General features: G+C 74.4%; 17 protein-coding genes. 8 read left to right on the plus strand and 9 right to left on the minus strand.

The window, feature by feature from the left end; all coding sequences use genetic code 11:
* Positions 1–70: 70 nt before the first annotated feature.
* Positions 71–346, minus strand: a complete 276-nt coding sequence (locus tag AC24FB_RS02100) for a ribosomal protein L7/L12 (RefSeq protein ID WP_425713032.1) — start codon at positions 344–346, stop codon at positions 71–73.
* A gap of 94 nt (positions 347–440) precedes the next feature.
* Between AC24FB_RS02100 and serA the strand changes: the two genes are divergently transcribed.
* Complete coding sequence (serA, locus tag AC24FB_RS02105) at positions 441–1,655, plus strand: phosphoglycerate dehydrogenase (RefSeq protein WP_425713031.1); 1,215 nt, start codon at positions 441–443, stop codon at positions 1,653–1,655.
* Between the two features lie 346 nt (positions 1,656–2,001).
* Here the strand turns inward: serA and nrdR are convergent, their stop codons facing one another.
* Together nrdR and AC24FB_RS02115 are read right to left on the minus strand one after the other, a co-directional pair.
* Positions 2,002–2,574 (minus strand): transcriptional regulator NrdR, encoded by a 573-nt coding sequence (gene nrdR / locus AC24FB_RS02110; RefSeq protein WP_425713030.1) that lies wholly within the window; start codon positions 2,572–2,574, stop codon positions 2,002–2,004.
* A gap of 125 nt (positions 2,575–2,699) precedes the next feature.
* Positions 2,700–3,257 carry a LysM peptidoglycan-binding domain-containing protein gene (locus AC24FB_RS02115; RefSeq protein WP_425713029.1) on the minus strand — a complete coding sequence of 186 codons (558 nt, stop codon included), beginning with the start codon at positions 3,255–3,257 and terminating at the stop codon, positions 2,700–2,702.
* A gap of 199 nt (positions 3,258–3,456) precedes the next feature.
* Here AC24FB_RS02115 and lexA point away from each other — a divergent pair, with 199 nt between their 5' ends.
* Complete coding sequence (gene lexA / locus AC24FB_RS02120) at positions 3,457–4,179, plus strand: transcriptional repressor LexA (protein ID WP_425713028.1); 723 nt, start codon at positions 3,457–3,459, stop codon at positions 4,177–4,179.
* A gap of 133 nt (positions 4,180–4,312) precedes the next feature.
* On the opposite strand, the gene AC24FB_RS02125 is transcribed toward lexA, so the two are convergent.
* The 3 genes from AC24FB_RS02125 to hflX form a co-directional block, all read right to left on the minus strand.
* The gene (locus tag AC24FB_RS02125; protein WP_487561378.1) at positions 4,313–5,221 is read right to left on the minus strand and encodes an L-lactate dehydrogenase; all 909 of its coding nucleotides are present in this window, start codon (positions 5,219–5,221) and stop codon (positions 4,313–4,315) included.
* A 409-nt stretch (positions 5,222–5,630) separates the two neighbouring features.
* Positions 5,631–7,742: an ATP-dependent DNA helicase gene (locus AC24FB_RS02130; protein ID WP_425713026.1), complete on the minus strand. Its 2,112-nt coding sequence runs from the start codon at positions 7,740–7,742 to the stop codon at positions 5,631–5,633.
* Complete coding sequence (gene hflX, locus AC24FB_RS02135; RefSeq protein WP_425713025.1) at positions 7,739–9,235, minus strand: GTPase HflX; 1,497 nt, start codon at positions 9,233–9,235, stop codon at positions 7,739–7,741. Before hflX ends, AC24FB_RS02130 begins: the two co-directional genes overlap by 4 nt.
* A 90-nt stretch (positions 9,236–9,325) precedes the next feature.
* Here hflX and AC24FB_RS02140 point away from each other — a divergent pair, with 90 nt between their 5' ends.
* The gene (locus AC24FB_RS02140) at positions 9,326–9,949 is read left to right on the plus strand and encodes a class I SAM-dependent methyltransferase (protein WP_463654096.1); all 624 of its coding nucleotides are present in this window, start codon (positions 9,326–9,328) and stop codon (positions 9,947–9,949) included.
* Positions 9,950–10,052: 103 nt separating this feature from the next.
* Here the strand turns inward: AC24FB_RS02140 and dapF are convergent, their stop codons facing one another.
* Genes dapF through miaB form a run of 3 tightly spaced genes read right to left on the minus strand, consistent with a single transcriptional unit; the run spans position 10,053 to position 13,635 of the window.
* Positions 10,053–10,997, minus strand: a complete 945-nt coding sequence (gene dapF, locus AC24FB_RS02145) for a diaminopimelate epimerase (RefSeq protein ID WP_425713023.1) — start codon at positions 10,995–10,997, stop codon at positions 10,053–10,055.
* Positions 10,998–11,053: 56 nt separating this feature from the next.
* A complete protein-coding gene (miaA, locus tag AC24FB_RS02150) occupies positions 11,054–12,091 on the minus strand; it encodes a tRNA (adenosine(37)-N6)-dimethylallyltransferase MiaA (protein ID WP_425713022.1) in 1,038 nt (345 codons plus the stop codon).
* A gap of 2 nt (positions 12,092–12,093) precedes the next feature.
* Positions 12,094–13,635 carry a tRNA (N6-isopentenyl adenosine(37)-C2)-methylthiotransferase MiaB gene (gene miaB / locus AC24FB_RS02155; RefSeq protein WP_425713021.1) on the minus strand — a complete coding sequence of 514 codons (1,542 nt, stop codon included), beginning with the start codon at positions 13,633–13,635 and terminating at the stop codon, positions 12,094–12,096.
* Positions 13,636–13,688: 53 nt separating this feature from the next.
* On the opposite strand from miaB, the gene AC24FB_RS02160 reads away from it, so the two are divergent.
* The 5 genes from AC24FB_RS02160 (at position 13,689) to AC24FB_RS02180 (ending at position 18,282) form a co-directional block, all read left to right on the plus strand.
* Positions 13,689–14,615 (plus strand): aminoglycoside phosphotransferase family protein, encoded by a 927-nt coding sequence (locus AC24FB_RS02160; protein WP_425713020.1) that lies wholly within the window; start codon positions 13,689–13,691, stop codon positions 14,613–14,615.
* A 223-nt stretch (positions 14,616–14,838) separates the two neighbouring features.
* Positions 14,839–15,624 carry an amino acid ABC transporter ATP-binding protein gene (locus tag AC24FB_RS02165; RefSeq protein WP_425713019.1) on the plus strand — a complete coding sequence of 262 codons (786 nt, stop codon included), beginning with the start codon at positions 14,839–14,841 and terminating at the stop codon, positions 15,622–15,624.
* A gap of 61 nt (positions 15,625–15,685) precedes the next feature.
* Entirely contained in the window at positions 15,686–16,609 is a 924-nt protein-coding gene (locus tag AC24FB_RS02170; protein WP_425713018.1) for a glutamate ABC transporter substrate-binding protein, read from the plus strand.
* A 99-nt stretch (positions 16,610–16,708) separates the two neighbouring features.
* Complete coding sequence (locus tag AC24FB_RS02175) at positions 16,709–17,404, plus strand: amino acid ABC transporter permease (RefSeq protein WP_425713190.1); 696 nt, start codon at positions 16,709–16,711, stop codon at positions 17,402–17,404.
* Entirely contained in the window at positions 17,401–18,282 is an 882-nt protein-coding gene (locus AC24FB_RS02180; RefSeq protein WP_425713017.1) for an amino acid ABC transporter permease, read from the plus strand. The genes AC24FB_RS02175 and AC24FB_RS02180 overlap by 4 nt, the downstream gene beginning before the upstream one ends.
* Positions 18,283–18,300: the final 18 nt, after the last annotated feature.

The following is an 18,300-nucleotide window of genomic DNA, read 5'->3' on the forward strand; positions in this document are numbered from 1 at the left end:
GGCGGGACGTGCGTCGGGCACCCGGGCGCCGCCGTTCTCATGCCCAGGCTCGCGGGGCCCCGCCCCGGGGCTAGCTCCCCGGTCGTCCTGCCCTGTCGACGAGGTCCTTGGCGGCCTTGAGGCCGAGCCCCGTGCGCCCCCGCACCTCCTTGATCGCCTCGATCTTCTTCCCCTGCTGCACGAGCATCTGCTCGGACGCCGTCAGCTCGAGCGCCGTCGAGGGGCTGATGTCGGCGGGCCGGATACCGGCCCTCTCGCAGAGCCGGCGGATGATCTCGTCCTGGGCGGCGACGCGCGCCTCGAGCTGGTCGATGGGGGCGGTCAGGGCGGCGCTCGATCCGAACATGCCCGCATGCTCCCACGGCGGCACCTCACCCTCGGACCCGACCGAGCGGTGGAACGGGTTTGCCGAGCGCGGACGCCGGGGCGACCATGTCCCGGTGACTCGAGCCCTCCTCCTGGAAAACCCGCACTCCAACGCCGACCCCGTGCTCAGAGGTGCCGGCCTCGACATCGTCCGGCACCCGCACGCGATGTCGGAGGACGAGCTGGACGAGGCCCTCGACGGCATCGAGATCCTCGGCATCCGGTCGCAGACGCAGGTCACCGGCCGCGTGCTCGCCAACCACCCGCAGCTCCTCGCCGTCGGCGCGTTCAGCATCGGGACCAACCAGATCGACACCCGCGCCGCGACCCGGCACGGCATCGCCGTGTTCAACGCGCCGTTCTCCAACACGCGCTCCGTGGTCGAGCTCGCCGTCGCGGAGATCATCGCCCTCACGCGGCGCCTGACCGAGCGGGACAAGTCGCTGCACGACGGCGTCTGGGCGAAGTCCGCCGCCGGCTCCCACGAGGTGCGGGGCCGCACGCTCGGCATCGTCGGCTACGGGAACATCGGGTCGCAGCTCTCCGTCATCGCCGAGGCGCTCGGCATGCACGTGATCTTCTACGACACGTCCGAGAAGCTCGCGCTCGGCAACGCCCGCGGCACCGCCTCGCTCGAGGAGCTCCTCGCCGAGGCCGACGTCGTCACGCTGCACGTGGACGGCCGCGAGGGCAACGCCGGGATGTTCGGCGCCGCGCAGTTCGCGGCGATGAAGCAGGGTGCCGCGTTCCTCAACCTCTCGCGCGGTTTCCTCGTGGACTACGCCGCCCTGCGCGAGCACATCCTCGACGGCTCCATCACCGGTGCGGCGGTCGACGTCTTCCCGGACGAGCCGAAGAGCAACGGCGCGGACTTCAGCTCCGAGCTGCGCGGGCTGCCCAACGTCATCCTCACCCCGCACGTCGGCGGGTCCACCGAGGAGGCGCAGGAGAACATCGGCCACTTCGTCTCCGGCAAGCTCGCCTCGTACTACCGGCTCGGGACCACGGACCTCTCGGTCAACCTGCCCCGCCTCACGCTCGAGACGACCGGCGCCACCCGGCACCGGCTCGCCTACGTGCACCGGAACACGCCCGGCGTCCTCGCGCTCGTCAACCAGACCTTCGCGGAGGCCGGGGCGAACATCGAGGGGCAGATCCTCGGGACCTCCGGCGAGACCGGATACGTCATCACCGACATCTCCTCCGAGATCCCGGTGGCGGCCCTGTCCGCGATGCAGTCGATGGAGGACACGATCCGCCTCCGGGTGCTCTCGCGGCCGGGCGTCTGACCGCGCTGCTCCCAGGCAGGCCAAGCGTCGTGAGTGCGCCGCTCCCGGGGTGGCTCGACCGCTGACGGCCCGGTAGCTCACGGGCCGAGGAGGCACCGCTGTCTGCGCCGAGCCGCCGGTGACGTCGGCTTCCCCTCCGACGTCACCGACGGCGGTCGGCGCCGACGTCGGCGGGCCGCGCTCGACCACCGTGGTGCGGGTGCTCGGGGGCCCGGCTCGTCGCCGGTGCACCAGAGCCTAGCGGCTCCGCGAGGGTCGCGTGAACGTCGTTGTGGACGGAACGCGGAGCAGCCCCGGCAGCCTTTGCGAGCGGCCCGTTCAGTCCTCAGGACCGGGCACGGCGATGTCAGTTCTCGCGACCCGGCACAGCCGCCTCGCCCGAGCTGTCAGCCGCGCCGTCGATTGAGTCCGACGCCGCGGGGTCACCCCCGTCCCCGTCCCCGGCGCCGACCGCCGCGGCACCCACTCCCGCCGCACGGTCCGCGCGCAGGGCCGCGATCGCTGCCTCGAAGTCCTCGAGCGAGTCGTATGCGGAGTAGACCGAGGCGAAGCGCAGGTAGGCCACCTCGTCGAGGGAGCGCAGCGGCGCGAGGATCGCCGTGCCGACGTCGTGGGCGTCGACCTGGGCGGCGCCGGACGCACGGACCGTCTCCTCGACCTGCTGAGCGAGACGCGCGAGGTCGTCGTCGGAGACCGGCCGGCCCTGGCTCGCCTTCCGCAGCCCGCCGACCACCTTGTCGCGGCTGAACGGCTCGACGACGCCGGACCGCTTGACCACCTGCAGCGACGACGTCTCCAGGGTGCTGAACCGCCGGTTGCAGTCCGGGCACAGTCGACGGCGCCGGATCGACGTGCCGTCGTCGGAGGTGCGCGAGTCGATCACCCGGGAGTCCGGGAAGCGGCAGAAGGGGCAGTGCATCGGGCCATCATTCCAGCCCGCCACGCCCCGGCGCGCGGAGGGCACCACGCGGCAGACCCGCGGCCGCTCCGCACCGGCGGGCGCGGGCCGGCGCACGTGCCGCTGCCGGCGCCGCATCGCCGCGGTCAGCGCGGCAGCTGCAGCGTCTGCCCGGCGGCGACCGACTCGCCCCGGAGCCCGTTCAGCTCGGCGATCTGCGCGACGACGTCCCGGACGTCCTCGCCCGGGGCGGCGGCCGCGGAGGCGACTGCCCACAGCGACTCGCCGGGGGCCACGACGACCGTGGCGCCGGACGCCTCGACGCTCGGCGCGGCGATCGCGCCGATGCCGGCGCCCAGGCCGACGACGACGAGCAGCGCGATACCGAGGACGAGCGCCCGCAGGGCGAGCACGCCGCGAGCGGTGAGCCGCAGCGGCGCCGCGGCTGTCGCCCGGAGGGAGTCCCCCCGCACGGCCGGGGCGGCGACCGACGGACGTGCGGAGGGACGGCTGGGGGCGGCGACGGGCGCCGCGGGGCGGGCATGCGGCACGGCGGCCGGGCCCGGGACGAGCGCGGTCCTCGCGGACCGGTCCTCCGGCGCGCCGAGCGGAGGCTGCGGCACGAACTCCGGGCCGACGACCTGGAGCCGCGGCCGGGTACGGCGCGGGACGACGGGGACCGCCTCCAGGGGAAGTGCGCTCATCTCAACTCTCCTCGAACGTGCGTTCGTCGAACAACTGTTCGCCAGAGTAGAGCATCCGGGACGGGAAGTCGACACTCCGATCGAACACATGTTTGAGATGCGCCCGACACCGGCCTACCCTTGGCGTCGTCCGCAGTTCATCGCAGACCACCGACATCGACGCTCCGGCACCGACCGGACGAGGACCTGGAGGCCCGTCATGGGCGAGAACGCCGCACCCGCACCACCCGCGCTGACCGTGCGCCAGCGGGAGGTCCTCGACTGCCTGCGCACGGCGGTCGCCGAGCGCGGCTACCCGCCGTCGCTGCGGGAGATCGGCATCGCCGTGGGGCTCGGCTCGCCGTCGTCGGTCAAGCACCAGCTCGACACGCTCGAGCGCAAGGGCTACATCCGTCGCGACCCCAAGCGCCCGCGCGCGATCGAGATCGTCGAGCTCGAGCCGGCCGTCGCGGACCCGGGTGCACCGGACCGCGACGCGGAGCCCGGCCCGGCGGAGGACGACCACCCCGTGCTCACGCTGCACGACGGCGAGGGGCTCGGTGGCGAGGCCCCCGCCTACGTGCCGCTCGTCGGCCGGATCGCGGCCGGCGGACCGATCCTCGCCGAGCAGGAGATCACGGCCTCGCTCCCGCTCCCCCGCGAGCTCGTGGGCTCGGGCGAGCTGTTCATGCTCGACGTCGTCGGCGACTCGATGATCGAGGCGGCGATCTGCGACGGCGACCGGGTGGTGGTGCGGCGGCAGAACGTGGCGGAGAACGGGGAGATCGTGGCGGCGATGCTCGACGGCGAGGCGACGGTCAAGGCGCTCTCCCGCCGGGACGGCCACGTGTGGCTGCTGCCGCGGAACTCGAGCTACGCCCCGATCCCGGCGGACGAGTCGACGATCCTCGGCAAGGTCGTCGCGGTCCTGCGCGCCCTCTGAGGCGGCGCCCCCGGCGGCGGTCGACGCCCGGACGGCGTGGTCCGGGCGTCGTCCGCCTCAGCGTGCGTGAGTTGCGTCTGCGCCCGTGATCCGCCTCAGCGTCCGTGATCCGCGCCGGCGCCCGTGATCCGCGTCAGAACCCGAACTGCGCGGCCACCGAGCGGATCGACGCCGCCGAGGCCAGCAGCGCCTCCTGCTCCGCCTCCGAGGCGGGCAGCATGAGGGTCCGGGCGGCGCCGTCGCGACCGATGACCGTCGGCATCGACATCGTCACCGGCCCGCTCCCGTAGACGTCGGGCAGCATGCGCGAGACCGACAGCACGCGGTCCTCGTCGCGCAGGAGAGCCTCGACGATGCGCGCGGTCGACAGGCCGATCGCGTAGTTCGTCGCCCCCTTGCCCCGGATGATCGTGTCGGCGGCGTGGACGACCTCGTGGCGGATCCGCTCGCGGTCGGCCGCGTCGAGGTTGCTCGTCCCGGTGGCGGCGGGCCAGTCCTCGACCGGGATCCCGCCGATGGTTGCCGAGCTCCACATCGGCACCTCGGAGTCGCCGTGCTCGCCCGCGATGTAGCCGTGCACCGACTGGACGGCGACGCCGGCGCGTCGGGCCACGAGGTAGCGCATCCGCGAGGTGTCGAGCACCGTGCCGGAGCCGAAGAACTGGGTGGGCGGGAGGCCCGAGATCGCGAGGCCGGCCTGGGTGACGACGTCGACCGGGTTGGCCACCATGAGGTGGATCGCGTGCGGTGCCACCTCGACGAGCTGCGGCACGAGGGTGCGCATGATGTCGATCGTCGCGCCGGCGAGGTCGAGGCGGGACTGGCCGGGCTTCTGCTTGGCGCCGGCGGTGATGACGACGACGTCGGCGTCCGCGCACACGGAGATGTCGTTCCCGCCGCCGACGCTGTTCATCGGGGTGAACGAGATGCCGTGGGCGAGGTCGAGGACCTCGGCGTTGACCTTGTCCGCGTTGATGTCGTAGAGCACGACCTCGCGGGCGGAGCCCCGCAGGAGCATGGCGTAGGCGATCGCGGAACCCACGGCACCCGCACCGACGACGGCGACGCGCGTGGCCCGTCGCGGCTGGTCCGCGGCGCGGCGCGGCGGCGGCGCCGTGACCTGGGGATCCGCGGCGTGTGCGCCGTCGGTGTGCCCGTGCCCCGCGTGGGGGTCGACGGTGTCGGCGGGCCGTGCGGCCTCGGGGACGTCGCGGTGCTCGGTCACGGATCCTCCTGGGCGGGGCTGCTTGCGCGGGTGCGGTCACCAGGCTACGTGGCGCGCCCGCCGAGGACCACGGACGTCCGGCCCGGGCTGCTCCCCCGCGGCCGGCCGGCACCGCGGCGGCGACCGTTCCCGGCTACTCCCCCCGCGATCGGCCGTCGCCGCACCGGCGACCATGGCCGGCGACTCCCCCACCGCCGGCGGGAGCTGCGCCGACGACCGTTCCCGGCTACTCCGCCGCGGCGAGCCGGCGCAGCGCCGCGCGCGCGACCTCGCCGTCCCGGGTCGGCCACATCGGCGGCAGGGACGCCCGCAGGTACCCGCCGTAGCGGGCGGTGACGAGGCGCGGGTCGAGGACGGCGACGACGCCCCGGTCGGTCGTCGACCGGATGAGCCGCCCGACCCCCTGGGCCAGCAGCAGGGCGGCGTGGGTGGCGGAGACCGCCATGAAGCCGCTCGCGCCCCGGGACTGGGCCACCTCGGACCTCGCCTGCGCGACCGGGTCGTCGGGCCGCGGGAACGGGATGCGGTCGATGACGACGAGCCGGTTGGCGCGCCCGGGCACGTCGACGCCCTGCCACAACGAGATGGTCCCGAACAGGCAGGCGTCGTCGTCGGCGGCGAAGGCCTCCACGAGCGCGGGCAGGGAGTCGTCGCCCTGGCAGAGCACGCGCAGCCCCGTGCGGTCGCGGACGACCTCGGCCGCCTCCTCGGCGGCCCGCCGGGAGGAGAACAGGCCGAGCGCTCCCCCGCCGGAGGCCTCGACGAGGTCGACGAGCTCGGTCCGCGCGGCCTCGGCCGTGCCGTCGCGGCCGGGGGCGGGCAGGTGGGCCGGCGTGTAGAGGATCGCCTGGCTCCCGTAGGAGAACGGGGACCCGACGTCGGCGCCCTGCCACTGGGCCCCCCGCGAGAGACCGAGCTGGACGGCGAGGGGCGCCAGCTCGCCGCCGAGGGTGAGGGTGGCCGAGGTCGCGACGACGGCCCGGTCGGCCCACAGGTGGGTGGCCGCGCGGTCCGCGACCTCGACCGGGGCGAGCTGGAGGCGCGGCGGGTCGAGGTCCTCACGCCCCCGGTCGCACCACATGACGTCGGCGCGCGCCGCCACTCCCCCGGACACGAGCCGCTCACAGACCTCCGCGAGGACGACGGCGGCCGAGCGGGCAGCGACGCGCCCGCCCGCCTTGTCGGGCGAGCCGGCCTCCCCCGCGAGCGAGCGGGCGGCCTCGGTGGCGGCGGAGCCGACGAGCGAGATCACCCCGCCGAGCAGCTCGCCCGGACCGTCGGCCATCCGGCCGGCGGGAAGCACCTCGAGGGCGCCCCTGAGGTCCCCGGCCGCGCGCGTGAGGTCCTCGGCGGCGCCGTTCTCGGCGCGCACCACCCGGGCGACCCGCTCGACGACGCCGACGCTCAGCTCGACCGTGCCCTGGCTGCGCAGGCGGCCGGCCAGCTCGTGGGCCTCGTCGACCACGAGCACGTCGTGCTCGGGCAGCACGCCGGGCGAGCCGGTGGCGGCGATCCCGAGCATCGCGTGGTTGGTGACGACGACGTCCGCCTGTGCCGCGCGCTCGCGGGCCTGGACGGCGAAGCAGTCGGTCCACTGCGGGCACGACCGGCCGATGCACTCGAGCCGCGTGACGGAGACCTGGCGCCAGGCCCGGTCGGACACGCCGGGGACGAGCTCGTCACGGTCCCCGGTCTCGCTGCTCGCCGCGAACTCGCGGGCGCGCACGACCTGCTCGCCGAGCGGTCCACGCGCGCCCTGGCCGGTCGACGCGGTCGTGGCCGGTGCGGCCAGCAGCGTGGGCTCCTCCTCGGCCGGGTAGCCGCCGTCGACCTTGTGGCGGCACACGTAGTTGTGCCAGCCCTTGAGGAGGGCGACGTCGGGCCGGGTCCCGGTGCTCCCCTGGATCGCGTCGGCCACCGCGGGGGCATCCTTGACGAGGACCTGCCGCTGGAGGGCGAGGGTGGCGGTCGAGACGACCGCGCGCTCGCCGGACGCCACGGCGTGACTCATCACCGGGGCGAGGTAGCCGAACGACTTGCCCGTGCCCGTGCCCGCCTGGACGAGGAGCCGCTCCCCGCCGGCGACCGCCCCGGCCACCCGCCGGGTCATCTCCCGCTGCCCGTCCCGCGGCGTCCCGCCGGCACGCTCGACGACGGCGTCGAGCACGGACAGGGCGCGCTCCTCGTCGTCGGACCCGCTCGCGTCGCCGGTACGCCCGGGCCTGGCCTCGTCGGCCCCGCCGTCGTCGGACCCGCCGTCGTCGGTCGTGGTCGTCGCGGACCGGGCGCGCCCGGTCCCCTCGCGGTCCGTCCCGGCCTCCTCCTCGGTGACGCTCACGCGCCGGTGGCCGCGCGCAGGTCGGCCGCGAGCGCCGGGTCGACGAGCGCCCGCAGCTCGGTGCCCTCGGCGGTCCACCGCTCGTCGAGCACCTCGCCGTCGGCGTGGGCGCGGGCCACGAGGTCGCCCCGCGCGAACGGCACGGTCAGCTCGATCTCCTCGCCGATCGGCGCCGCCTCGGCGAGCTCGCGGGCGATCGTCGCGGTGAGCTCCTCGATGCCCTCGCCCGTGTAGGCGGAGACCGTCACGGAACCCGGGAACCGGGTGCGCAGGGCCATGAGCTCGGCCTCGCCCGCGCGGTCGGCCTTGTTGAGCACGATGATCTCCCGCACGTCGCCCGCTCCCTCGATGTCGGCGAGCACGGCGTGGACCGCCTCGACCTGACCGACGGGATCCGGGTGGGAGGCGTCGACCACGTGCAGCAGGAGGTCCGCCTCCGCGATCTCCTCCAGGGTGGAGCGGAACGCCTCGACGAGCTGGGTGGGGAGACGACGGACGAACCCGACCGTGTCGGTGAGCGTGTACTCGCGCCCCTCGGGGGTGGCCGCGCGGCGCACGGTCGTGTCGAGCGTGGCGAAGAGCTGGTTCTGGACGAGCGCGCCCGCGCCCGTGAGCCGGTTGAGCAGGGACGACTTGCCGGCGTTCGTGTAGCCGGCGATGGCCACCCCCGGGGTGCGGTTGCGGCGGCGGCTCGAGCGCCGCGTGCCGCGGGAGGGCGCCATGTCGCGCAGCTGGCGGCGCAGGCGGGACATGCGGGTGCGGATGCGCCGCCGGTCGAGCTCGATCTTCGTCTCACCGGGGCCGCGGGACCCGATGCCCTCACCGCCGGCGACCCGGCCACCGGCCTGCCGGGACATCGACTCACCCCAGCCGCGCAGACGCGGGAGCAGGTACTCGAGCTGGGCGAGCTCGACCTGGGCCTTGCCCTCCCGGGACTTCGCGTGCTGGGCGAAGATGTCGAGGATGAGGGCGGTCCGGTCGACGACCTTGACCTTGACGACGTCCTCGAGCGCACGCCGCTGCGAGGGGGCGAGCTCGGAGTCGACGACGACCGTGTCCGCGCCGGTCGAGGCCACGATCTCCCGCAGCTCCGCCGCCTTGCCCGAGCCGAGGAACGTGGCCGGGTCCGGGTGGGCGCGGCGCTGGAGGATCCCGTCGAGGACCACGGAGCCGGCGGTCTCGGCGAGCGCCGCGAGCTCGCGCAGCGAGACCTCGGCCTCGGCCGGGGAGCCGGAGGTGACGAGCCCGACGAGCACGACCCGCTCGAGGCGCAGCTGCCGGTACTCGACCTCGGTGACGTCCTCGAGCTCGGTGGACAGCCCGGCGACGCGGGACAGCGCCTGCCGCTCGGTGCGGTCGAGCTGGTCGCCGTCGTGGTCGGTGCCCTCGTCCGCGCCGTCCTGCAGCGCGGTCCCGGCCCGGGCGAGGATGCGGGCGACGACGTCGTCGGCCTGCGCGTCGGGCGTGGCACCGGGGGTTCTCAGATCGGTCATGGGGTCCTTCGTCTCGGGGGTCCCCATGGTCCCACGGCCCGCCTCGCGGCCCAAGGACTTTCGCCCTCGGCTGTGGACGCGGTGGGTACCGTGACGCCTGTGGACACCGCGCACTACTTCGCCCCGGACCCCGCGGCGCCCGCCGACCTGCGCGAGCGCGAGGTCGTCCTGCGGGGGCGCGCGCGCACGGTGACGACGGGCGGCTCGGTGTTCTCCGCCGGCGGCCTCGACAAGGCCACGGCGATCCTCCTCGACGAGGTGCCCGACCCGCCGACGACGGGCACGCTCCTCGACCTCGGGTGCGGCTGGGGCCCGATCACCCTCGCCCTCGCGGACGCGTCCCCGGGAGCCGACGTGCTCGCCGTCGACGTCAGCGAGCGCGCCCTCGACCTCACGGCCCGTAACGCCGCCGCGGCCGGCGCCCCCCGGGTCGCCGCGCTCACCCCGGAGGCTGCGCTCGAGCGGCTCGGCGCGGACGGCCGGGTGGACGCGATCTGGTCCAACCCGCCGGTCAGGGTGGGCAAGCAGGCCCTGCACGACCTGCTCGACCTGTGGCTGCCCCGCCTCGCGCCGGGTGCCCTCGCCCACCTCGTGGTCGGGAAGAACCTCGGGGCGGACTCGCTGCACCGGTGGCTTCAGGACGAGCGCGGGTGGGCGGTCGAGCGGGTCGGCAGCTCGAAGGGCTTCCGGGTCCTCGCGGTCACCGGCTCCTGAGAAGCCCGCTCGGCGCAGCGTGTCGTCGGCGGCCGGCGCGGCGACGCGCATCCACGCGTCGAGGCAGCGCGACGCCGTCGCTCGGCGCGGCCCGCCGCCGCGCTCAGCGCAGCCTGACGTCCGCGACCAGGGCGGCCGGCCCGGTGAGGGTGACCTCGCCGTCCGCGTCGACGTCGACGAGCACGGTGCCGCCCGGCACCTGCACGCGCCACCGGTCGGGGGCTCCCGCGCCGGCCCACGCGCGCACCGCGACGGCGGCGGCGCAGCAGCCCGTCCCGCACGAACGGGTCTCCCCCACGCCGCGCTCGAGGACGCGCATCGTCAGCGTGCCGACGCGGCCGTCCGGCCCGACCTCCTCCACGCCCGGGACGACGAGCTCGAGGTTGGTCCCCTCGGGCGGCTCGGGGGCGTAGTCGACCGTCCCGAGCTCGAGGCGCGCGGCGGCGAGGTCCTCCAGGCTCGGCACCGCGACCACGGTGTGCGGGTTGGGCATCGTCACCCGCAGGCCGCCGCGGGTCCCGGACAGGCCGGGCACGACGACGGCGACGTCGGTCCCGTCGGCCAGCGCCGCCGGGCCGCCGGGGAGGCCGAAGCGGCCCATCGACACGGCGTACTCGTCCCCGACGATCCGCACCTGCCGCACCCCGCCGCGCGTCCCGACGCGGACCGTCTCCCCGTCCCCGAGCGAGACATGGCCGCGGTCGCGCAGGTGGGCGACGAACACGCGCACCCCGTTGCCGCACATCTCGGCGAGGGAGCCGTCGGCGTTGCGGTAGTCCATGAACCACACGGCCCCGGCGTCCTCGGCGGCCACGCGGGCGGCGTCCGGGTCGGTGCGCGCGAGCGCCTCGGTGCGCACGGCGCGGATGATGCCGTCCCCGCCGAGCCCGCCGCGGCGGTCGGCGAGCGCCGCCACGTCCTGCGGGGTGAGGTCGAGCGCGGCGTCCGGGTCGTCGACGAGCACGAAGTCGTTCTCGGTGCCGTGGCCGAGGGCGAGCGTCGTCCCGGCGAGTCGGGCCAGGGCGGTGCGACGGTCCTCGGGGGTCATGCACCCAGCGTAGGTCGGGGCCGACGACGCACGCAGCGACGCCTGCCACCCACCCCTCAGGGCTGCCCGAGCTCCCGCCAGCCCTGCCCGACCGCGGTGGCGGCCGCGAGCACGAGATTCTCGTCGGCCGGCACCCACGTGATGCGCTCGTCGCGGCGGAACCAGGTCTCCTGGCGTCGGGCGAGCCGACGCGTGGCGCGGGCGATCGCCTCGGGGAGCTCGCCCAGGGGGATCTCCCCGCGCAGGTGCGCGAGCGCCTCGACGTAGCCGACGGCCCGCTCGGCCGTCCGGCCCAGCCCGGCCTCGGCCAGGGCGGTGACCTCGTCGACGAGCCCGCCGGCGACCATCGCGTCCGCCCGCGCCTCGATCCGCGCGTCGAGCAGCGGGCGCGGGACGTCGATCGCCACCTGCACGGCGGGCCGGCGGTACCGGGGCGGGCGCGCCCGGGCGGAGAAGGCCTCCCCCGTCAGCTCGATGACCTCGAGGGCCCGCACGGTGCGGCGCACGTTGGCCGGGTCCATCGCGGCGGCGGCCTCGGGGTCGGCGGCGGCGAGCTCGTCGAACAGGGCGGTGGCGCCGATCCGCTCGGCGCGCTCCTCGATCGCCGCGCGCACCTCCGGGTCGGTGGGCGGCAGGTCGACGTCGTCGAGCAGGGCGCGCACGTACAGGCCGGACCCGCCGACGACGATCGGCCGGTGCCCGCGCGCGAGGATCGCCTGCACGTCCGCCTCGGCGGACCGCTGGTAGGCGGCGACGGAGGCGACGTCGGCGGGGTCGAGGACGTCGATCTGGTGGTGGGCGATGCCCCGCCGCTCGGCGACGGAGAGCTTCGCGGTACCGATGTCCATCCCACGGTAGAGCTGGGCGGCGTCGGCGGAGACGACCTCGTAGAGCTCGGGCGCCGTGAGCGCGAGCTCGGTGGCGAACTGCTCGGCGAGGTCGAGGGCGAGCTCGGACTTGCCCGTCGCCGTCGGGCCCACGACGGCGACGACGAACCCCTCGTCGGCCGGACGCTCCCCCGACGCGCCCCTGCCTTCCCCCGCGCCACCCCGGGGTCGGGCCGCGTCCTGCTCGCCGGTCGAGGCACCGGTCATGGTCAGGCCCGCCGCAGGGTCGGCATGCCGAGCGAGACGGGCTCGCCGAGCGCGGTCGCGCCGCCGTGGTCGTGACCGCCGGACTCCCGCGCCGCCCACGCGTCGCCGGCCCGGGTCCGCCGCACGGCGAACGTGCCGCCGCTCAGCGCGGAGTCGGCCACGAGGTGGTGGGGCGCCCCGTGCGTGACGGTGGCGGTGACCATGTCCCCCGGCCGCGGCCGGTCGGCCTCGGCGAGGCCCTCCGGAAGCGCGACGTGCACGAGGCGGTTGTCGGCGGCGCGCCCGGTCACGCGCCCGGTGGCGGCGTCCTTCGCGCCCTCGCCCTCGGCCACGAGCACCTCGACGGTCCGGCCCTCCTGCTCCTCGTTGAGCTCGGTGGAGATCCGGCGCTGGAGCTCGACGAGCCGGTTGTACCGCTCGGTGACGACCTCGGCGGGCACCTGGTCCTCGTAGTCCGCGGCGGGGGTGCCGGGGCGGCGCGAGTACTGGAAGGTGAAGGCGGAGGAGAAGCGGGAGGCCTCGACCACGTCGAGCGTCGCCTGGAAGTCCTCCTCCGTCTCGCCGGGGAAGCCGACGATAAGATCGGTGGTGATGGCCGCGTCGGGCATCGCGGCCCGCACGCGGTCGATGATGCCGAGGAACTTCGCCGACCGGTACGAGCGGCGCATCCGCCGCAGCACGGCGTCCGAGCCGGACTGGAGGGGCATGTGCAGGCTCGGCATGACGTTCGGGGTCTGCGCCATCGCCTCGATGACGTCGTCGGTGAAGGACGCCGGGTGCGGCGAGGTGAACCGCACGCGCTCGAGACCGTCGACCCGCCCCGTCGCGCGCAGGAGGTCGGCGAACGCACGGCGCTCGCCGAAGGAGACGCCGTAGGAGTTGACGTTCTGGCCGAGGAGGGTGACCTCGACGGCCCCGCTCGCCACGACGGCCTCGACCTCGGCGAGGATCTCGCCCGGGCGGCGGTCCCGCTCCTTGCCGCGTAGCGAGGGGACGATGCAGAACGTGCACGTGTTGTTGCAGCCCACCGAGATCGACACCCAGGCGGCGTAGGCCGACTCGCGCCGCGTCGGCAGCGTGGAGGGGAAGACCTTGAGGGACTCCTCGATCTCGACGGCGGCGCGGCCGTTGTGCGCGGCGCGCTCGAGCAGGGCGGGGAGCACGTCGAGGTTGTGGGTGCCGAGGACGACGTCGACCCACGGCGCCTTCTCGACGATCTCCTCGCGCATCTGCTGGGCGAGGCACCCGCCGACGGCGATCTGCATGCCGGGCCGGTCGCGCTTGACCTCGGCGAGCTGGCCGAGGTTGCCGAACAGCTTGGTCGCCGCGTTCTCGCGCACCGAGCAGGTGTTGAGCACGACGACGTCGGCGCCCTCGTCGCCGGCCCGCGTCGCACGCGCGGCGGCCTCGGGCACGCCGTGCACCGGGAGGTAGCCGGCGTCGTCGAGCATGCCGGAGAGCCGCTCGGAGTCGTGGACGTTCATCTGGCAGCCGAGCGTGCGCACGTGGTACGTGCGCTGCGGGGCCGGGGCGGTGGTGCTCATCGCCCTCATCCTAAGAGCGCGCTCCCCCGGCGGGCCCTGGGTAGCGTGCCGATGTGGTCGACATCCCGCCCGGTCTGACGGAGCGCGTGGCCGGCCGGGCTCCCGACCCGGCGCTCGGCGCCGAGGGCATCGACGGCGACGCCTGGCTCGCCGCGCTGGGCCGGGCGGTCGACGGCGCCCTCGAGCGGTGGGGGCTGACGGCCGACGGCGCGGCGATGCACGGCGAGAACGCCCTGGTGGTCCCCGTCGTCGGGCCGTCCGGACCGGCCGCCCTCAAGGTGACCTGGCCGCACGAGGAGGCCCGGCACGAGCACCTCGCGCTGCGACTGTGGGCCGGCGAGGGGGCGGTCCGCCTCCTCGCAGCCGACCCGGCCGCCCACGTCCTCCTGCTCGAGCGGCTCGACGCGGCCCGCCCGCTGACTGCCGAGCCGGTGCTCGACGCCTGCGAGGTGGTCGGGGACCTGCTGCGAAGGCTCGACCGCCCCGCGCACCCCCGGCTCGCCACGGTCGCGGACCGCGCCGAGAGGTGGCGCGCGGACCTCGAGGCGGGCTCCCCGCTCGTCCCCCACCGGCTCGCCGTGCAGGGCCGCGCCGAGCTGGACGGCCTGCTCGCCGGCGCCCCCGAGCCCCGCACCGTCCACGAGGACCTGCACGACGCGAACGTCCTCGCCCCGCTCGACCCGGCCCGCGGGGACTGGCTCGCCATCGACCCCAAGCCCGTCGCCGCCGAACTCGCGTACGGGGTCGCGCCGATCGTGTGGAACCGCCCCGAGGTCACGGCGCGCGCCACGTCGGCGCGCCTGCACGTCCGGCTGCGGGCCGACGTGGTGGCGGACGCGGCGGGACTCGACCCCGAGCGGGTCCGGGCCTGGACGCACGTGCGCCTCGTGCTCAACGCGCTCGAGGCCGCCCGGCACGCCCCGGCCTCCGACGGCTTCCGCGACCGGATGATCACCCTCGCCAAGGCGTTCGCGGACTGACGCGGGGCGCGTCGTCGTCGGCGGGTCGCGGGGTCCTCGGCGCTCGCGGCGACGCGGTACGCGCGTGGCGACGGCACGCCCGGCTCGCCCCGCACCCGGCCGCGCCCGACTACCCCGAACGCGCACCGCGCCGCGCCGTGCCGATGGGGGTGACCTGCATCGTTGCCGTCTCGTGACCTTCGTGTCACATGCCGGACCCACCGGTGCACGTAGTGTGCACCGCATGACCGAGACCACACCTCGGGGCCGCAGCGAGGCGGTACCCGGCTCCGGCGTCCCCCTCGTCTCGATGAGCGGCGTCAACAAGTACTTCGGCGACCTCCACGTGCTCAAGGACATCGACCTCGGGGTCGCGCGCGGAGAGGTCGTCGTCGTCATCGGCCCCTCGGGCTCGGGCAAGTCCACGCTGTGCCGCACGATCAACCGGCTCGAGCCCATCGACTCCGGCGAGATCCGCGTGGACGGCGACCTCCTCCCCGAGGAGGGCAAGGCGCTGGCCCGGCACCGCGCCCAGGTGGGCATGGTGTTCCAGTCCTTCAACCTCTTCGCCCACAAGTCGATCCTCGACAACGTCACGCTCGGCCCGATCAAGGTCAAGGGCATGAAGGCGAAGGACGCCAAGGCGCGGGCGATGGAGCTCCTCGAGCGCGTGGGCGTGGCCAACCAGGCGCAGAAGCGGCCCGTCCAGCTCTCGGGCGGGCAGCAGCAGCGCGTGGCGATCGCACGGGCGCTCGCCATGGAGCCGAAGGTCATGCTCTTCGACGAGCCGACCTCGGCGCTGGACCCCGAGATGATCAACGAGGTCCTCGACGTCATGACCGGTCTCGCGAAGTCCGGCATGACGATGATCGTCGTCACCCACGAGATGGGCTTCGCCCGCAAGGCTGCGGACCGGGTCGTCTTCATGGACGACGGGCGGATCGTCGAGCAGGCCGAGCCGAACGAGTTCTTCACGAACCCGAGCTCGAACCGGGCGAAGGACTTCCTGTCCAAGCTCATCACCCACTGATCCACCGGCCGTGGCCGGTCGACCGACCGGCCACGCGGACCTACACCCCCTGGAGAAGTTCATGCGACGCACCAGATACGCCACGGCTGCCGTCCTCCTGGCCGCCGCGACCGTGCTCGCCGCCTGCGGCGGCGACGAGGAGGACACCGGCTCCGACGACGGAGACACCGGCAGCAGCGAGGACGGCGGCGACTCCGGAGACTCCGGCAGCGAGGCCGGGTCCGAGGGCGGCGGAGGTGCCGAGGGCGGCGCCGAGGGCACCCTCACCGTCGGCATCAAGTTCGACCAGCCCGGCATCGGCCTGCAGGAGGGCTCGGAGTACACGGGGCTCGACGTCGACGTCGCGCACTACGTGGCCGAGGCCCTGGGCTATTCCGAGGACCAGGTCGAGTTCGTCCAGTCCGTGTCCGCGCAGCGCGAGGACATGATCGAGAACGGCCAGGTCGACATGATCGTGGCCAGCTACTCCATCACCGAGGAGCGCATGGAGCGCGTGGCCTTCGCGGGCCCGTACTTCGTGGCCGGCCAGGACCTGCTCGTCCGGTCCGGCGAGTCGGACATCGGTGGGCCCGAGGACCTCGACGGCTCCGTCCTGTGCTCGGTCGAGGGTTCGACCTCGGCCCAGCGCATCCAGGACGAGTACTCCGAGGGTGTCGAGCTGTTCCCGGCGCAGACGTACTCCGAGTGCGTCGAGTTCCTCTCCGCCGGCACGGTCGACGCCGTCACCACCGACGACGTCATCCTCGCCGGGTTCGCCAACCAGGAGCAGTACCAGGGCCAGTTCGAGGTCGTCGGCGCCCCGTTCTCCGAGGAGAACTACGGCATCGGCGTGGCCCAGGGCTCGGAGATGTGCGAGGAGATCAACGCCGCCATCGAGACGATGCTCGAGGACGGCTCGTGGGAGACCTTCCTCAGCGACAACGCCGGTGAGTTCACCTACAACGAGGAGCTCAACCCCCCGACGCCGGGCGGTTCCTGCGTCTGACCATCTGCCGGGCCGACCCGGCAGGCGCGCGGGGCCGGGCCTCCCCGGCCCCGCGCGCGACCGACACGACACCGAGGGGAGCTCCGGGTGGGGGCCATCATCGACGGGTTTCGCGACCTGATCGACACCTACGGCGCGGACATCCTGCAGGGCTACTGGATGAACGTGCAGCTGACGTTCTGGGCGGCCGTGCTGTCCTTCGTCCTCGGCACGATCCTCGTGGTCATGCGCGTGAGCCCCGCGCCGTCCCTGCGCTGGGCGGGCACCGCGTACGTCAACGTCGTGCGGAACATCCCGCTCACCCTCATCATCCTCGCCTGCTCGCAGGTGCTGTTCGGGCAGCTGCAGATCATCCTCGTCGACCGCGAGGTCGACGGCTGGCTCGCCCGGAACAACATGTACCTGGCGGTCCTCGGCCTCTCGCTGTACACCGCGTGCTTCGTCTGCGAGTCCCTGCGCTCCGGCATCAACACCGTGCCCACGGGTCAGGCCGAGGCCTCCCGGGCCGTCGGCCTCGGGTTCGCGCAGACGATGACCATCGTCATCCTGCCCCAGGCCCTGCGCGGCGCGATCGCCCCGCTCGGCTCCACCCTCGTGGCCCTGACGAAGAACTCGACCGTCGCCCAGGCCGCCGGCGTGACGACGGCCGCCGGGATGATGTCGACGGCCATCGAGTTCCGGCCGGACATCATGGTCGCGATCTTCCTGCTGTTCGCCATCGGCTGGGTCGCCCTCGTCCTGCCGATCGGCCTGCTGGCCACGTTCCTCTCGCGCAAGCTGGCGGTGAAGCGATGAGCAAGCAGCCCGGCCTCCTCTTCGACGCCCCCGGCCCCAAGGCACGCCGGAACATCTGGATCGTCAACATCGTCGGCCTCGTCGTCATCCTCGGCATCGCCTGGTTCATCATCGACGCCCTCAACGAGAAGGGGCAGTTCACCAGCGAGAAGTGGGCGCCGCTCGCCGAGTGGTCGACCTGGGAGAACAACTACCTGCCCGGCATCATGGCGACCATCCGGGCCGCCGCGGTCGCCATCGTGCTCGCGAACATCGTCGGCCTCGTGCTCGGCCTGGGCCGCCTCGCGCAGAACCCGATCGTCCGCGGCATCGCGGGCACGATCGTCGAGTTCTTCCGCGCGGTCCCCGTGCTCGTCCTCATGCTGTTCTTCAACATCCTCTTCTCCCGCACGCTCGCGCCGGACGGCGCCCTGTTCGACCAGCGCGACGCGCCGTTCCTCGCCGTCGTCGTGGGGCTCACGCTCTACAACTCGGCGGTCATCGCTGAGCTCGTGCGCTCCGGCGTGCACACCCTGCCGGGCGGTCAGCGGGAGGCCGCGCTGGCGATCGGCATGCCGCGCGGGAAGTCGCTGCGGATCGTCGAGCTGCCGCAGGCGCTGGTGGCGATGATGCCGGCGATGGTCTCCCAGCTCGTCGTCATCCTCAAGGACTCCTCGCTCGGCTACCTCGTCAGCTACTCCGAGCTGCTTCTCAACGGCCGGCTCGTGGGAACGACGAACGCCAACCTGCTGCCGTCGCTGTTCGTCGTCGCGTGCATCTTCATCATCCTCAACCTCACGCTGACGACGATCGCCGGGGCGCTCGCGAAGTTCCTCGACCCGCACACCGCGGCCCGCGCCAAGAAGCACGACCCGGCGCTCACGGTCGAGGCCGACTAGCTCGCTGGTCGGCCGGCT

This window comes from Georgenia sp. Z1344, from assembly GCF_057652375.1.

Coding starts and splice junctions, on each gene's coding strand:
- AC24FB_RS02100 (WP_425713032.1), bottom strand. CDS start 346: ATGTTCGGATCGAGCGCCGCCCTGACCGCCCCCATCGACCAGCTCGAG.
- miaA (WP_425713022.1), bottom strand. CDS start 12,091: ATGACCGGTGCCTCGACCGGCGAGCAGGACGCGGCCCGACCCCGGGGT.
- lexA (WP_425713028.1), top strand. CDS start 3,457: ATGGGCGAGAACGCCGCACCCGCACCACCCGCGCTGACCGTGCGCCAG.
- AC24FB_RS02180 (WP_425713017.1), top strand. CDS start 17,401: ATGAGCAAGCAGCCCGGCCTCCTCTTCGACGCCCCCGGCCCCAAGGCA.
- nrdR (WP_425713030.1), bottom strand. CDS start 2,574: ATGCACTGCCCCTTCTGCCGCTTCCCGGACTCCCGGGTGATCGACTCG.
- AC24FB_RS02170 (WP_425713018.1), top strand. CDS start 15,686: ATGCGACGCACCAGATACGCCACGGCTGCCGTCCTCCTGGCCGCCGCG.
- miaB (WP_425713021.1), bottom strand. CDS start 13,635: ATGAGCACCACCGCCCCGGCCCCGCAGCGCACGTACCACGTGCGCACG.
- hflX (WP_425713025.1), bottom strand. CDS start 9,235: ATGACCGATCTGAGAACCCCCGGTGCCACGCCCGACGCGCAGGCCGAC.
- AC24FB_RS02115 (WP_425713029.1), bottom strand. CDS start 3,257: ATGAGCGCACTTCCCCTGGAGGCGGTCCCCGTCGTCCCGCGCCGTACC.
- AC24FB_RS02165 (WP_425713019.1), top strand. CDS start 14,839: ATGACCGAGACCACACCTCGGGGCCGCAGCGAGGCGGTACCCGGCTCC.
- dapF (WP_425713023.1), bottom strand. CDS start 10,997: ATGACCCCCGAGGACCGTCGCACCGCCCTGGCCCGACTCGCCGGGACG.